The organism is Myxococcus sp. AB025B, assembly GCF_006518215.1.
Lineage (GTDB): Bacteria > Myxococcota > Myxococcia > Myxococcales > Myxococcaceae > Myxococcus > Myxococcus fulvus.
On the sequence record NZ_SRLW01000260.1, the window covers coordinates 1 to 14,178 of the forward strand.

10 protein-coding genes and 1 pseudogene are annotated in these 14,178 nt (G+C 70.3%); 2 read left to right on the forward strand and 9 right to left on the reverse strand.

The annotated features are described in order from the left end of the window. A partial coding sequence (locus FL311_RS32515) for a L,D-transpeptidase family protein (RefSeq protein WP_228557231.1) occupies positions 1 to 1,449 on the forward strand: 1,449 nt, incomplete at its 5' end. Positions 1,450 to 1,460: 11 nt separating this feature from the next. Here the strand turns inward: FL311_RS32515 and FL311_RS32520 are convergent. The 7 genes from FL311_RS32520 to FL311_RS32550 form a co-directional block, all read right to left on the reverse strand. Next, complete coding sequence (locus FL311_RS32520; protein ID WP_141331357.1) at positions 1,461 to 3,218, reverse strand: ATP-binding protein; 1,758 nt, start codon at positions 3,216 to 3,218, stop codon at positions 1,461 to 1,463. Between the two features lie 87 nt (positions 3,219 to 3,305). Continuing rightward, the gene (locus tag FL311_RS32525) at positions 3,306 to 5,936 is read right to left on the reverse strand and encodes a serine/threonine-protein kinase (RefSeq protein ID WP_141331359.1); all 2,631 of its coding nucleotides are present in this window, start codon (positions 5,934 to 5,936) and stop codon (positions 3,306 to 3,308) included. A gap of 120 nt (positions 5,937 to 6,056) precedes the next feature. Continuing rightward, positions 6,057 to 6,839, reverse strand: coding sequence for a hypothetical protein (locus FL311_RS32530; protein WP_141331361.1), 783 nt, complete (start codon positions 6,837 to 6,839; stop codon positions 6,057 to 6,059). Further along, a complete protein-coding gene (locus FL311_RS32535; RefSeq protein ID WP_141331363.1) occupies positions 6,836 to 8,116 on the reverse strand; it encodes an ABC transporter permease in 1,281 nt (426 codons plus the stop codon). Before FL311_RS32535 ends, FL311_RS32530 begins: the two co-directional genes overlap by 4 nt. Next, a complete protein-coding gene (locus FL311_RS32540; RefSeq protein WP_141331364.1) occupies positions 8,113 to 8,814 on the reverse strand; it encodes an ABC transporter ATP-binding protein in 702 nt (233 codons plus the stop codon). Before FL311_RS32540 ends, FL311_RS32535 begins: the two co-directional genes overlap by 4 nt. Then, complete coding sequence (locus tag FL311_RS32545) at positions 8,811 to 10,469, reverse strand: hypothetical protein (protein WP_141331366.1); 1,659 nt, start codon at positions 10,467 to 10,469, stop codon at positions 8,811 to 8,813. The genes FL311_RS32540 and FL311_RS32545 overlap by 4 nt, the downstream gene beginning before the upstream one ends. Positions 10,470 to 10,620: 151 nt before the next feature. Then, complete coding sequence (locus tag FL311_RS32550) at positions 10,621 to 12,399, reverse strand: hypothetical protein (RefSeq protein ID WP_141331368.1); 1,779 nt, start codon at positions 12,397 to 12,399, stop codon at positions 10,621 to 10,623. A gap of 397 nt (positions 12,400 to 12,796) precedes the next feature. Between FL311_RS32550 and FL311_RS32555 the strand changes: the two genes are divergently transcribed. After that, positions 12,797 to 13,057 (forward strand): type II secretion system protein, encoded by a 261-nt coding sequence (locus FL311_RS32555; RefSeq protein ID WP_141331370.1) that lies wholly within the window; start codon positions 12,797 to 12,799, stop codon positions 13,055 to 13,057. A 24-nt stretch (positions 13,058 to 13,081) separates the two neighbouring features. Here the strand turns inward: FL311_RS32555 and FL311_RS32560 are convergent, their stop codons facing one another. Then, complete coding sequence (locus tag FL311_RS32560) at positions 13,082 to 13,849, reverse strand: hypothetical protein (RefSeq protein ID WP_046718377.1); 768 nt, start codon at positions 13,847 to 13,849, stop codon at positions 13,082 to 13,084. 78 nt (positions 13,850 to 13,927) lie between these two features. Continuing rightward, positions 13,928 to 14,178: pseudogene (locus FL311_RS32565) on the reverse strand (hypothetical protein); the annotation flags it as partial.

Below are 14,178 nucleotides of genomic sequence, written 5' to 3' on the forward strand. Positions count from 1 at the left end.
TTCCCGCCCGACACGGACCCGCTCCTCGCTCCGAGCAGCCTCGGGACACACCTTCCCCGGGCCTCCGGCAACAGCGTGGAGCCAGCGCCACGGCAGGTCTCCAGCATCCCGGTAACGCGACGTCCGTCCCACGGAATCGGAACGTCTCAAATCGAAGACACCGCCGTGCGGGCCGGCGGCACGCGCGCGGACCTCACCGGGTCCACTTCACGCCAGGGCCTCCCGCCGGACCCGGTCACCCGCGCCACCCCGTGGTTGGGCGGACACGCGCGCGCGGCGGAGGTCAGCGAGCCAGATGCCTACTCGCGAACAGTTGCCCTCGTCGAGCCGAGGCCCACCCTCTCCGCGAGCCTGGCGGACGCGATGGCCCCCATGGCTCCCGAGCTGCCGATGGCCTCCAGCTTCGCAAGCGCGAAGAGCCTCGTGCCACTCGAGCCGAGTCTTGCGCTGTCCGCGAGCCCGGCGGATGCGCAAGCCCGCGCGTCGCTCGAGCCGAAGCCCACGCTCGCGGTGTCCGCGAGCCTGGCGGATGCGCAAGCGCGCGCCTCACGGGTGTCCGCGGATGGCTTCGACGCCACGAAGCCGGTCACCTCGTCGCTGGGTCATCAACTCGACACCACCGCGGGCGCGGTGAGCGGCTGGGGGCTCTCCTCATGGACTCCCTCCCCCTCCCCGCTCGGCAATACGCGCTTCACCAACGTCGTGCAGCTGTCGCCCGTGGCCTCCGGACAGGAGGTGCTCGGCCCGGGCTCACGCGGTGAGGGCATCCGCGCTGTGCAGGGCGCGCTGCTCGAGATGGGCTTCGCGCTGCACGGAGGCGCGGACGGACAGTTCGGTCCGCAGACGGTCCGCGCGCTGCGCAACTTCCAGGTGCATGCCAGCCGCACGCTGCCGGGTGTCAAGGTGACGGGCGCGCTGGACGCGACCACGCTCAAGGCACTCGACTCGCTGGCGCCCGCGCCCGGTGCCCGTGGACAGTCGCGCGGGATTCCTCCCGCCGTCTACGAAGGCCAGCCCGTGCGCGTCATCGTCGCCCTGCGCGAGCACCGCACCTTCCTCTATGACGCCGAGGGGCGGCTGGTGGACATCTTCCCGAATGCCTCGGGCACCCAGGCCACGCCCACGCGCGCGGGCCTCAAGGTCGTCCGCTCACGTCTGGACCAGGCCGCCGCCGAGGCCGCCGGGGCGCGCCTCTGGAACGACAAGCACGTCTTCGGCACGCGCATCCTGGACTTGTCGTGGGCGGACGGACGCCACTCCGCCGAGGAGCTGCATGGCACCAACGCCCCCGCCCTGCTCGGCATGGACGTGTCCCATGGCTGCATCCGTCACTCGAACGAGGCCATCATCGTGCTCCACGATGCGCTGTCCGCGGGGGACCGCGTGGCCATCGTGGAGCACGTGAACGACCCGCACCTGGGCGCCGCCGCCCCGGTGCCGGTCTCCTGACCGACGAACCGCTACCCCTCCTCGAGCAGCGCCTTGAGCTCCCGCACCCGACGGGTGATGAGGTCGCGGTCCACCGTGCGGTAGACCTCCGGGAGCAGCTCGCGGCTGGTGCACTCCTGCACCGCCACCAGGTTCTGCAGCTCGATTTCCAGCGGGTAGCTGGGCGGCACGAAGTCCGCGAGCACCGCGACCAGGTCGTCCTTCGACACGGCCTCGCGCCCCTCGGCCAGCGCGCGGAACTTCGAGCGCACCATGACGGCCTCGATGTCCGCGCCGCTGAAGGCGCGCACGCCCTCCGGAATCAGCTTGGAGTAGGACTCGATGCCCTCCACGGACACGCCCGTCTTCTTGGACATGGCCTGGAACAGCTCGTCGCGCTCCGCGTCCGTCTGCGGATAGAAGAGCGCCAGGTGCTCCTCGGCGCGCCCCTGCCGCTTCAGGTCGATGGGCAGCAGGTCCGGCCGCGCCGTCATCAGGAACCAGACGATTTTTCCGCGGTACTGCGTGTTGCCCATGAAGGAGGCAATCGAGCCGAACACGCGGCTGCTCGTCCCCGAGTCCCCGCCCGAGTCGCGGTTGCCCAGGAACGTGTCCGCCTCGTCGATCATCACCGCCACCGGCCACAGGGCCTTGAGCAGGTTGAAGATCTTCTCCAGGTTGGCCTCGGTGACGCCCTGCCACTGGCTGCGGAAGTTCAGGAACTTCACCACCGGGATGCCAATCTCCCCGGCGAAGCAGCTCACCATGAACGTCTTGCCCGTGCCCACGGGGCCCGACAAGAGGTAGCCCATGGGCATGACCTCCAGGCGCCCCTTCTTCAGCGCGGAGGCCGCCTGACGCAGCATCTGCTTCGCCTTCGCGTGGCCCGCCACCGCGTCCAGCGTGTGCGCCGGCTCGATGAACTCCAACAGGCCGTGGCACTCCGCCTGGATGATTTCCTTCTTCTTCTCCTTGAGGAGCTCCGCGGTGATGCGCACCTCGCGCTCCAGCGCCTCGGTGAGCACCCGGTCCAGGTTGATGCGCGACAGGCCCGCCGTCATCTTCGCCAGGCCCGCGAGCGGCACTTCCGACAGCGACTGCAGCCGCTTGCCCTCCAGCTTGTAGCGCACGTACTCCAGCCGCTCCTCCTCGGTGGGCAGCGGCAATTCAATCGGCGCGACGTACGGGTTGCGGGAGATGCGCGGCGCGATGTCCGCCAGGTTCTCCGCCAGCAGCACCACGGACACGTCGCCCGCGAGGAACTGCGGGTCGTGCGCCCACTTGTCCAGCGTGGCCAGCACGAAGCGGTCCTCAGAGGACAGGTGCGAAATCTCGCCGCCCGGCACCAGCGTCTCCGCGAAGTCGATGATGAGCGCCAGCGAGCGCCCCTCGCTCAGCCGCATCCGCAGGAAGTTCTCCAGAATCTGGAGCGCCCGCCCCGGGTCTCTCGGCATGACCTTGGCGTAGTCCGTGCCGTACATCGCGTCGTACCCGGACATCGTCCGCGCCAGGTCCTTCTGCGTCTCCGGCGTGGCCGAGCGGATGCCCGACGAGCGATCATAGAAGAGGACGTGGTCCCGTCCGCCGAAGAGCTCCTCGGAGAGGAACGTCTTGAGCGTGCCGAAGCCCAGCGAGTCGTCCTCCATCTTGAGCGGCTGCAGGTCCCTCACCGCTCCGTAGAGCAGGAAGGTGCTCACCGTCTTCGTGTAGTACTTGCGCGCAAGCTGCTGCGCCCAGCGGGGGAGGTCCGCCAGCGGATCTTCCTTGTGGACCTTGCGTACCTTGCTCACGGACACACGCCTCCTGTCACTCCCCACGGGAAGGGAGTCGACACACCCGCTTCCCACGAAGGGAAGCGGGGCTCGATTGCATGGAATCTAACGGCAGCGCGGCTGGCGCTTGAGCGAAACCGTCGTCGTGGCGATGGATTCTCCGGCCTCGGGCGCCGGGACCTCCACCTCCGCGTCGTTGTGGCAGCGCAGCTTCAGGGTGAGCTGGCGCTCGTTCGGCGACACCTGCACCGTGGTGGGCGTCGCCCCCAGCTCCCGGCTGCCCGCGAAGATGACCGCGCCTGCCGGCTTGGAGTCGATGCGCACCGACAGCTTGGACACCACCGGCTCCAGCTTCACCGCCACCTCGGTCGGCCCCTCACCGGACGCCGACACGCGCTTGGACGCGGCCTTGTGCTGGGGGGCGCTCACCTCCACCACCCACGGGTCCGCGCCCACCGGAACGCCCTTGATGAACGCGTCCGTCTGGCCCTGCTCGCGCACCACCTTGCCGTCCACCTTCACCTGGGCGTCGGCCGGCTGGGTGACGAGCACCAGCGACGCGGTGCGCACCAGGCTCTCCAGCACCACCTCCACCGGGATGACTTCCTTGCCGCTCTTGACCTCGAGCGTGCGGACGAAGGTCTTGTAGCCCTCCGCGCTCACCGTCACCATCACCTGGCCGGCCGTCACCTCGCGCAGCACCGACGTCCCGGGGCCCTCCACCGCGATGGGCTGGGTGTCCAGCAGCACCTGCACGCGGCCGCGCACCTCCGACGGCACGCGCTGCAGGTCCAGCATCACGTAGCCCTGTCCCGGACGGGACAGCGCCCAGCCCAGTCCACCGAGCACCACCAGGGCCACGAGGCCGCACACGGCGTACAGCACCCGCTTGTCCAGGCCACGTCGGCCGAGCGCGGGCACCGCCGTCGTCGAGCGCTCCTCCTCCTCTTCCTCCTCGTGCGCCACCGGGCGCGCGGGCGGCCTGGCCACCGGAGCCCCCGCGCCGAGCATCGGCGGCGGAGCGGGAGGCCGCGAGCCGCCCTGGAGCCCCTCGGTCAGCGCCTGCCGGGAGATCCCCTGCGACACGTCGGGCGGGAGCGCCGAGCGCGAGATGCCCTGCGACACGTCGGGAGGCGTCTCGCGGACGATGCGCGGCAGCGACTCTCCCCCACCCCGGCTGCCCCGGGGCGCCGACGCGGCGACCTCGGCCGGCACCAGCGTGGGCACCGTCGTCGAGGGACGGACCACCGGCGGTCCGGACGGCGACAACACCGGCATGGACGCCTGGGACAGGCGCGGAGGCTGCGGCGGGGCCTGGGGCGGCGCCACCGGCAGGACGGCGGTCTTGCCCGTGGTGGGCTCCTCCTCGTCCTCCTCCTGGGCGCGCGTCTCCAGCGGGGTGACGGTGCGGCCCACGTTGGCGCCCGGCTGCGTGGTGGGCTCCGGGCTGTCCTCGAAGACGTGGTCGCTGGAGACGAGCTGCGTGGCCTGGACCTCGTCCTCCTTCGGCGCGGGCGCGGCGGTGGCCGCCGTCAGCTTGGGCAGCGCGGCCAGCGTGGGCGAGCGGCGCACGGCTCCGGGCGACACGGCGCCCATGGTCGCGGTGGACCGGGGCGGCTGCGGGGCCACCGGCTGCACCACGGGCACGGCCACGGGCGGCGGCGCCGCGACGGGCTGTGGCGCGGCGGCCTGGGAGGGCATGCTGCTGAAGCCGGCCGCGTCCAGCGCCGCGAGCATGCCGTCGGGGGGACGGATGTCGGCGTAGTCGGACAGGCGCTGCTTCTCGCGCTCCACCTCCTCCGCGAAGGTGGACTTCATGTACTGCATGAGGTCCTTGCGGCCGAAGATGGTCTCGCTGGTGATGAGGAAGCGCTGCAGGTCGTCGCCCAGCTCGCTGGCGTACTGGTAGCGCTCGTCCACGTCCTTGGCGAGCGCGCGCATGACGATCTTCTCGAGCGTCTCCGGGATGCGCCGGTTGTACGTGGACGGCGCGGGCACCTCCGCCTTGCGCACCTTCTCCAGCACGCTGAAGTCGCTGTCGCCCACGAAGAGGCGCTCGCCCGTGAGCATCTCGTAGAGGCACACGCCGATGGCGAACACGTCCGAGCGGCGGTCCAGCGGCAGGCCGCGGATCTGCTCCGGGCTCATGTAGCCGAACTTGCCCTTGAGGATGCCGGCCTGCGTCTTGGTCGCCTTGCCCGCGGCCTTGGCGATGCCGAAGTCGATGACCTTGACCTCGCCCTCGAAGGACAGCAGGACGTTCTGCGGCGAGATGTCGCGGTGGACGATGTTCATGTCCCGCCCCATCCCGTCCTTCTTCCGGTGGGCGTAGTCCAGGCCCTCGCACATCTTGGAGATGCAGAACGCCACCAGCGGCACCGGCGCCGGCTCCCCCTTCTTCCGGCAGCGGTCGAAGATGGCCCGCATGTCCTTGCCGGGGATGTACTCCATCGAGATGAAGTAGCTGCTGGCGATCTGCCCCAGCTCATAAATCTGGGCGATGTTGGCGTGGCTCAGCTGGACGCTGATCTTCGCCTCATCGATGAACATCGAGATGAACTCTTCGTCCTCCGCGATGTTCGGCAGGATGCGCTTGATGGCCACGAGCCGCTCGAAGCCGCTCGCGCCGAACTGCTTGCCACGCCACACCTCCGCCATGCCGCCGATGTTGATGCGGTCCAGAAGGAGGTACTTCCCAAATGGAATGGGCTGCCGCTTCGGTTGAGAGGTCGTCACGTGGGGGAGGGTCCGTTCAACGCGAGCCTAGCGATCGCCCGTCCGCAGGGTCAACCACACGGCACCTCCCCACGCGCCCTCCAGGCGAGCAGGCAACAGGCGCGTAGCGGCGCGTTTTTCTCAAGGTTGGAGACTGGAGGTGCTCCCCGCGTCCGCGGCGACATCCGCGGAGGGGGCCTGGGCGTCGCGGAAGGCGGAGCCCGGCTCGGGGGGCTCCTCGCCCAGGGCGGGCTGCACGAGCAGGAAGCGCGTCTGGCCCCCGACGGAGAGCACCTCGGCGGAGCCGAAGCGCGTCTCCGCGGCCAGGCCCACCAGCGTCACCCACGCGCCCTTGCGCTCGGGGGCCACGCAGTACAGGAGCGTGCCGGGGCGCACCCCTGGGGCTTCTCGTACCGGGCCCTCGCAGTCCTTTCGGACCTGGAGGGTGTACCCGGGGAGCTGCTCCCCCCGCACCAGGTAGGGCGGGCGGCCGAGCTGCTCCAGGAAGGTCTGGAGCACGCGGGGGTCCTCCACGACGGCGTCCTGGGTGGACTGCTCCTGGGCCAGCTTCTGGAAGCGCTGCAGGGCCATGGAGGCCGCGTCCGTGGGCTCGATGGGGATGCGGCTCTCGGCGAGCATCAGGTCGAAGAAGAGCGCGCCCACCAGGAGGATGGGCAGCAGGCGGTAGCCCTTGAAGTCGTCGGCCCTGCCCCGCGCGAGCCCGCCGAAGAGGGCCACCCCCACGGCGAGGGCCGCCAGCCCGAGCACCACCGCGGGCCTTACCGGCGAGGGCAGCTCGATGAGGGCGGACACGTCCGCGCTCCGGGCCCGCACGGCGTCGGCGAGGTCTCCTCCGTAGATCCAACCGAGTGCGGCCAGGCTGAGCAGGTTGCCCAACAGCGTCTTACGGGAGGGAAGCGTCATCCTGCGAGCGTCCGTGCGGGGTCGGTGGCGGCGGCGCGGCGGCTGGGGAAGTAGGCCCCCGCCAACGCGGCCAGGAGTCCCAGTACCACACCCCCGAGCACCACGGGCCAGGGGAAGGAGAAGAAGCTGTCCGGCTTGTACGGGAAGTTGGGCAGGTAGCTGGCGGCGAGCCGGTTGACGGCGAGGGACGCGGCGAGCGCCACCCCGGTGCCGATGGTGCCCCCGGCGAGCCCCACCACGGCGGCCTCGGCCAAGACGATTGCCCGGATGTCCGCGCGCGACGCGCCCACCGCCTGCATCACGCCAATCTCCTTGGCGCGAGCGCGCACCGAGGCCGACAGCGCGTGGGCGATGTTCACCGCCGCCAGGAAGCAGATGAGGATGGACAGGAGCGCCAGCGCGGAGGTGGTGAGCGCCACCGCGGCGCCGGTGTTCTCCGCCATGCGCCGCTCCTGGTCATCGATTTCCAGCCCCATCCCCTTCACCGCGTCCACCAGCGCGGGCACGTGGGACGGGTCCTTGGCCACCAGCGTCACACCCGAGTAGCTGTCCGCGTCCACGCCCGCCGCGCGGTTGAGGCGCACCGCCGTCTCCAGGGGAATCGTGATGCCGGCGAACATGGCCCGGTCGGACGCGCCCACCACCTGCGTCTGCGCGGACGTGGTGGGGCCGGTGGCGGACTGGGACACGTAGGAGCGGTTGAACTCCACCGGGAAGCCGAAGCCGACAATCATGTTCGCGGACAGCTGCGGCAGCTTGCGCGCGGGGGCGAAGGTCTTGTTGTACAGCTCCAACAGGCGCGTGGACACGAGCGCGGGGATGGGCTGGCCCTCGCCGGGGTCCTTGAACTCACCCAGCTGCACGTCGCCCTTCACGAGCGCCGGCTCCACGCCCATGGCCAGCACCTCCATGCCCATGCGCAGCTTCGTGCCGAAGAAGACGCCGTCGTAGCGCGTCACGGCGGGCACGCGCACGTTCATCTTCCGGTACGCGGACTCCACGCCGGGCAGCGCGGTGAGCCGCTCCACCGCCTCCCGGTCCAGCTTGCCGCCGCCGAGCAGCGAGCCCAGCGACACCGACGAGGGCACCACGTCCACCAGCCGCGCGTCGGTGGGGAAGATCTTCTCGCGGATGACCGCGCCCACGCCCAGGCCCAGGCCGATGAAGAACACGAGCGTGCCCACGCCCATGGCCACGCCGAAGGCGGAGAAGAACGCGCCCCGGCGCTCGCGCGCGAGGCTCAGCCGGACCAGTCGCGACAGCGCCTCCAACCTCACGGGACACCTCCCGAGGCCACCTGGGACGTGGCGCGCTCCTCCACGAGCTTGCCCTCCTTGAGCCGCAGCACGCGCCGGGCGGCCGCGCTCATCCGGTCCTCGTGGGTGACGGCCAGCACGGTGAGCCCCTCCTTGTGCAGCTCGCGGAACAACTGGATGACGCCGTCGCCGGTGGCCGCGTCCAGGTTGCCCGTGGGCTCGTCGCACAACAGCAGCTTCGGGCCGCCGTAGAGCGCCCGGGCGATGGCCACGCGCTGACGCTCGCCGCCGGACAGGCGCACCGGCGCGCGGTCCTTCTTCGCGCCCAGGCCCACGCGCTCCAGCAGCGCCTCCGCGCGCTTGACGGCCTCGGGCGTGCGGGGGCCGAAGTACGAGGGGAGCAGCACGTTCTCCAGCGCGGACAGGTTGGGGATGAGGTGGAAGGACTGGAAGACGAAGCCCACGTGCGTGTTGCGGAAGCGCGCGAGCGCGGCGTCCTTCAATCCGCTGAGCGTCACGCCGCCCACCTTCACCTCGCCCCGGTAGTCGATGTCCAGGCCGCCCAGCAGGTGCAGCAGCGTGGACTTGCCGCTGCCGGACGGGCCCACCACCGCGACGAAGTCCCCGTCCTCCACGTCGAGGGACATCCCGTCGAGCACCCGCACCCGGGTGCCATCGCCATCGAGGTATTCCTTGGTGACGTCTCGGGCTTGAATCACGGAGTGGCCGGCTGGGTCGTGGTGGAGGACGGCGCCGTCGGCGTGAGGCGCAGGGACAGCTCGGCCTGGAGCGCGCGCTCCTTACGCGACACGGCCAGCGTCACCGCGCGCAAATCGTCGGTGGCCTCCAGCCAGCGCACGGTGGTGGCCTTGATGGCGAAGCCGCCGATGCCCCACGCCTCCGAGGGCAGGTTCTTCACCGAGTCCGACAGGCGCCGCAAGTCGAGCACCGCGCTGAAGGCGGCGTCCTTGCCCACGTCCTTCAGGTCCGCGGCCACCTGGCCCTCCGCGGCCTTCTGGGTGAGCGCGGCGAGCGAGGCCTCCAGCTGCGACTGGGGCGAGGCCACCAGGAGCTTGCCGTTGGGCGCGAGCGCGAAGTGGGCGCCCTCCCCCGCGCGGTAGGACGTGAGGTAGACGCGCTGGCCCTTCAGGTCCGCGGCCTCCACCTTGGCGCCGAAGTCGGTGGCGAGCTGGGGCAGCTTCTCCAGCAGGCCCTTCGTGCGCTCCGGATTCTCCAAATCAGACAGGGCGACGAGGTTCACGAAGCGGAACGGGTTGGTGCGGCGCAGGTCCAACGCGGGCATGCCCGCGCCCAGCTGCACCTTGGGCGACAGGGAGATGCCCAGCACCGTGCCCGGCTTGAAGTTGTCGAGCACCTCCGCCTTCACGTCGAGCCCGCTCTTCTGCACCGCGCGCGTCAGGTAGTCGCCAACGAGGTAGGGCCACACGCCGTCCAGGTGCGACGGGTCTCCCTGGAAGCGCGCGACGAGGAAGCTGTCCTGGGGCAAGAAGCCGCGCAGGTCCACGGCGTCCTTCACCGGGTCCAACGCCGCGAGCGAAGGCTTGGTGTCGGGCCACGGCGCGTCGGCGTGCAGGGTGAGGGCGCGCTCCTCCACGAGGCCGGTGAGCGTGAGTCCCTGCACCGTGCCCGCGGGCACCAGCAGGCCCGCGCCGCCGGGGAGGTACACGTGGAAGTCGCGCTTGGAGGGCAGCCGCGCGAGGGACGCGGTGAGGATGGGCTCCTTCGTGAGCGACTTGTCCTCGGGCTGCGTGGCCAGGGGCCGCAGCGACGCGACGGACGGGCCCACGCCCAGGAGGGCGAACTGGCCGCCGTCGATGAAGAAGAGTCCCAGCGCGGCGGTGGTGGAGCCGGGGCGGCTGAAGGTGACGAGCTTGCCGCCCGCGCCGCCTTCTTCCTTCCGCTCGGAGGCGCCCAGGCGGGTGCGCGCGAAGCCGGCGAAGGTCTCCTCGAGCTTCTGCGCGTCCTTGACGCCGACGACGGAGACGGCGCGGCTCTCACCGAGGAACGCGGCGCCTGCGCCCTTCTCCGGGGCGAGTCCGGCGGCCTCCAGGGCCTGGCGGCTGCGCAGGTCCACGCCCATCTGGCGCATCACCGCGTTCACGTAGCCCTCCGCGGAGGAGAAGCTCTGCAACTGCGCGGCGAAGGAGGCGACCTTCAGGTGCTGGAAGCGCGCGAGCTTCTCTCCGAGCGCGCCGAGGTCGTGGATGACGACGGACGCCTGCGCGTCGCGGGGCAGGTAGCGCGCCGGGCCGGAGGCACTCGGGGCGACGGGGCCCTGGTCCTTGCCACAGCGCGAGCAGCCCGCGACGGCGAGCAGGAGGAGGAGGGTCGGAAACCAGGCTCGGCGGAACATGACGGCAGGACAGGACGGCTGGGCCGGAGAGTCAATGGAATCCTGTGCGGGGCGGACGTCCGGCTCCCGGCCGAGGAGGCCGGATGACGGCCAGCCAACCTTCCACGTGTGGCCGCTCCCTGTCCCGCGAGGTCCCGGTCGCCTGCCCCTCTCAGGGCGACGGGTAGCTCAGCTCCGCGATGAGATAGCCCGGCTTGCGCTTGAAACCGAACGGCAGGATGTGAAGCGGCTTCACCTGGATGCCCGCCGCGTCGAAGTCCACCGGGTGGACGTCGATGTAGAAGCGAGGGCGCATCTTCGTCACGTACGGCGTGGTGGTGGAGCCGCCGAGCAGGTAGCGCGCCGAGTCATCATTCGCGAGGCCATCCAGGTTCATCACGTGCTCGGGCAGCAACATCCCGAGCGAGCCGCAGCTGTAGCAGGCCACCCGCTCTCCAGGCTGGAGCGGGACGTTCTGCTTCAGCCACAGCCCCGCGCGAATCATCGTGTGCGGCCAGGACTGCGACACCGGGTCGAAGGACGTGAAGGGCTGGAGCCGCGACAGCTTGCCGTACTCCCGGGGCACCCGCGCGATGAAGACAGCCAGCGCCCCCGCCACCATCACCACGCCGAGCGCGAGTGGCGCGGGCCTTGCGGGAAGGGCCTTCTCGCGCCAGGACGCACGCGCGTCCTCCAGCATCGACAGCCCTCGGACACCCGCGATGCCGAGCGCCACGGCGAAGAGCACGGGCGCGTCGAAGACATACCAGACGTAGTACGTGAGTTCCCCGGGGCGGCGCGTCGCGATGAGCGAGCCCTGCGCCACATAAGCGAAGAGCAGGCCCACCAGGAGCGCGGCCGCCAGTCCAATGACCGCCGATGAGCCACGAGGCTCCCTCTGCTCCCGACGGATCCGCCAGAGGCCCACGACGACCAGCGCCACGAGCGTCACCACGGCGAGGGTCATCCAGAGAGCGCCCCTGTTCGAACCGAACACCACCCGCCCCGCATCCTGCTGCGGCAGGTAGAGCCGCCCCGGCATTCCCATCGCGAAGGTCAGCGCGCTCTGCAAGTAACCCCAGCCCTCCGTGGACACCACGTCCCAGGTGATGGGCAGGGAGCTGGATGCGAGGGCCTTCACGCGCGCCGAGGTCGGCAGCGGGTGACCGAACGCAAGGGTGGCATAGCCGAACCACAGCACGAGCGGCACCGTGAACGCGCCCAGCAACGCCAAGGGCCGCCGCCAGCGCAGCAGCGCCCCGAACCCCACCAGCCCCACGATGACCAACGACGTGGGCAACATCCGGCACAGCAGCAGCGCGGAGAGCCCCAGCCCCACCACCCCGGACATCCGGCGGCGCTCCTCGGGGGTCCGCGCATCTGTCGTGGCCACGAGCAGCAACCCCACGAACACCAGGGCCGTCAGCGCGTTCTCCTTGCACGTCATCGCGCTGAGCAGCACGGTGCCGCGCGTGAAATAGAAGAGCCCCGCCACGCCCGCCAGCGCGAGCTGCAGGGCCCTCAGCCCTGGAGCCTTCGCGTCGGCGACTCGCATCACCAGCAACACGATGAGGAAGCTGGTGAGCACGTGCAGCCACACGCCCATCGCCATCGCGCCACGGAAGAAGGACTCGAAGTCATCGTGGAGGAAGGCGAGCCCGGCCAGAAGCAGCTCGTACATCGGCTGGAAGCCATAGCTCGGCGAGTGCCCATCGAAGGTGAAGAAGAGCTTCGTCTTGAAGTGATACGCGGGCAGCAGGTAGTAGAAGCTGTCGTCCTGGATGGATGCCGCCAGCTCCAGGAAATCGCTATCCCTGACGCGCGCGAGGATTCGCGGCAACGCCAGGGCCATGACGAGCGCGACACTCCCCAAGGTGATGAGCACCCCGGGCTCGACGCCTCGGCGCACACGCGAGTCCTCCAGCGTGACGCCCAAACGAACGCCATCCATGTCAGTCCATTTCGCCGGCCCCGTACTCTTCAGCGCTCAATCCTGCCACAGAACAGACACCACCCCATCATCCCAAGACGCAATTCTTCACTTCACGCCCTGGGACGAACCGCTCATCCCCGCGGACGGGGACCCAATTCATTGCCAGACCCCATTCACTCGCGAACGGCCACATCCACCCTCAATGACAGGTCAATCCCTTCCATCCTGGAGAGGGCCTGTCCCTGACGCCCCCGGGGATGGCTCGGTTTGGGGCTCCTTCTCGTCAGCCCGCACGGGCCCGCTCGGGACAGATTGACCCGAGCAGGCACCTGCTCGCGGTCGAGCCTCCTCGACGGCCCCCTGGGCACGGGGATTGAACAGGCGAGCGCACTCCTCTCCCAGGAGCGTCCCGCCCATGACCCTCATCGAGCTGTTGGTGATCCTCGGCATCCTCGCCGGCGCCGGAATCGGCGCCGTGCAGGGCTGGGCCCTTCATCCCCTGCTCGGCCTCGTCGGGCTCGCGCTGGGAGGCTGGCTGGGCGCCTACGCGTTGCCCCTTCTCGGCTTCGTCTTCGTCGCCGTCTTCACGTTCCTGGAGGAGGCCCCACGGTGGCTCCTCACACGAACCCGGGCACTGCTGTCATCGCGCCGGCGCACCGGGCCCGACCAGGACTGAGGCCAGGCCCCTGGGCGCCCGGGCTCAGCGCACCCGCGAGCCATGCGGCAAGGGGCCGCGCGTCTCCTCGGTGAACTCCAGGAACTGCTCCATCTGCCGCACGGACTCCTCGGTGGCCTCGGCCTCCGCGCTCAGCATGGTGAGCTGGCGGTTGACCACCTCCGGGTCCCGGATGGCGATGGACTGCTCGTGCGTCAGCCGCATCATGTCCTCGATGCCAGCCAACTGGTGGCTCACCACCTCGCGGCTCTCGCTCGCCTGCTCGAAGCGCGCCAGCCGCTTGCGCAGGATGTCCACCCGGTTCTGCTTCACGTCCTTCAGCCGGGGGTTCGTCTCGCGCGCCACGTCCTCCTCCAGCTCGCGCACGTCCTTCTCCAGATTCCCCCGGTCGGAGCTGTTCAGGTACGAGCGGTACTGGTTCAGCGTGGAGATGAGCCGCAGGAACGACGTCAGGAGCGCATCCAACCGGGGCTCGCTGTCGGACTCCAGCACCTTGCCGCCCGGCAGCTTGCGGTAGTTGGCGAGGATCTTCTCCTTGAGCCCGACGAGCTGCTGGTAGTGCTCACGCTGCGACGGCGCCAGGTCCGCCAGCAGCGAGTCCACCGCCTTGCGCGCCGCCTCCGGGTCCGTGGGCTCACGCGAGCGGATGGCCCGCTGGAAGCGCGGCATCGACGAGAAGAGCGCCAGGTAGAGCCCCTCCAACCCCAGTGCGATGAGCGCGGGCAACGGCTCGCCCGTCACCGCCGCGGACGCCGCCGCCGTGCCCAGCCCCATCAGGTTTGCGGGCATCATGAATGCGGCCTTGATGTAGTTCGGAGACTTCTTCGCCACGTCCGACCTCCCCTGCCCGGTCGCTCGGTCGCCGCTGCTTCAGGGACCTCGCGCCTCCGACACGTACTTCAACGCCCCCAGGTCCCTCGTATCCTCCGCGAGTGGCACCGGTGGTCCCTGCTTGAGCTTCTGGAAGAGCGCGGCGGCGCTCTGGTACAGCTCGTCATAGGTGACCGGCGCCTCGCCGGAAAGACCGAAGAACGCTCGATTGTCCGCCAGCGTCGCCGGCGGCGCGCTGCGGATGGCCTCTGTCGGGTCTCCCAGGTACGGCGCCACCTCCCCCAACATCC

Bases quoted from the DNA above. Each gene is read 5' to 3' on its own strand.
- FL311_RS32545 (WP_141331366.1), bottom strand. From the start codon at position 10,469: ATGTTCCGCCGAGCCTGGTTTCCGACCCTCCTCCTCCTGCTCGCCGTC.
- FL311_RS32550 (WP_141331368.1), bottom strand. From the start codon at position 12,399: ATGGATGGCGTTCGTTTGGGCGTCACGCTGGAGGACTCGCGTGTGCGC.
- FL311_RS32555 (WP_141331370.1), top strand. From the start codon at position 12,797: ATGACCCTCATCGAGCTGTTGGTGATCCTCGGCATCCTCGCCGGCGCC.
- FL311_RS32530 (WP_141331361.1), bottom strand. From the start codon at position 6,839: ATGACGCTTCCCTCCCGTAAGACGCTGTTGGGCAACCTGCTCAGCCTG.
- FL311_RS32560 (WP_046718377.1), bottom strand. From the start codon at position 13,849: ATGATGCCCGCAAACCTGATGGGGCTGGGCACGGCGGCGGCGTCCGCG.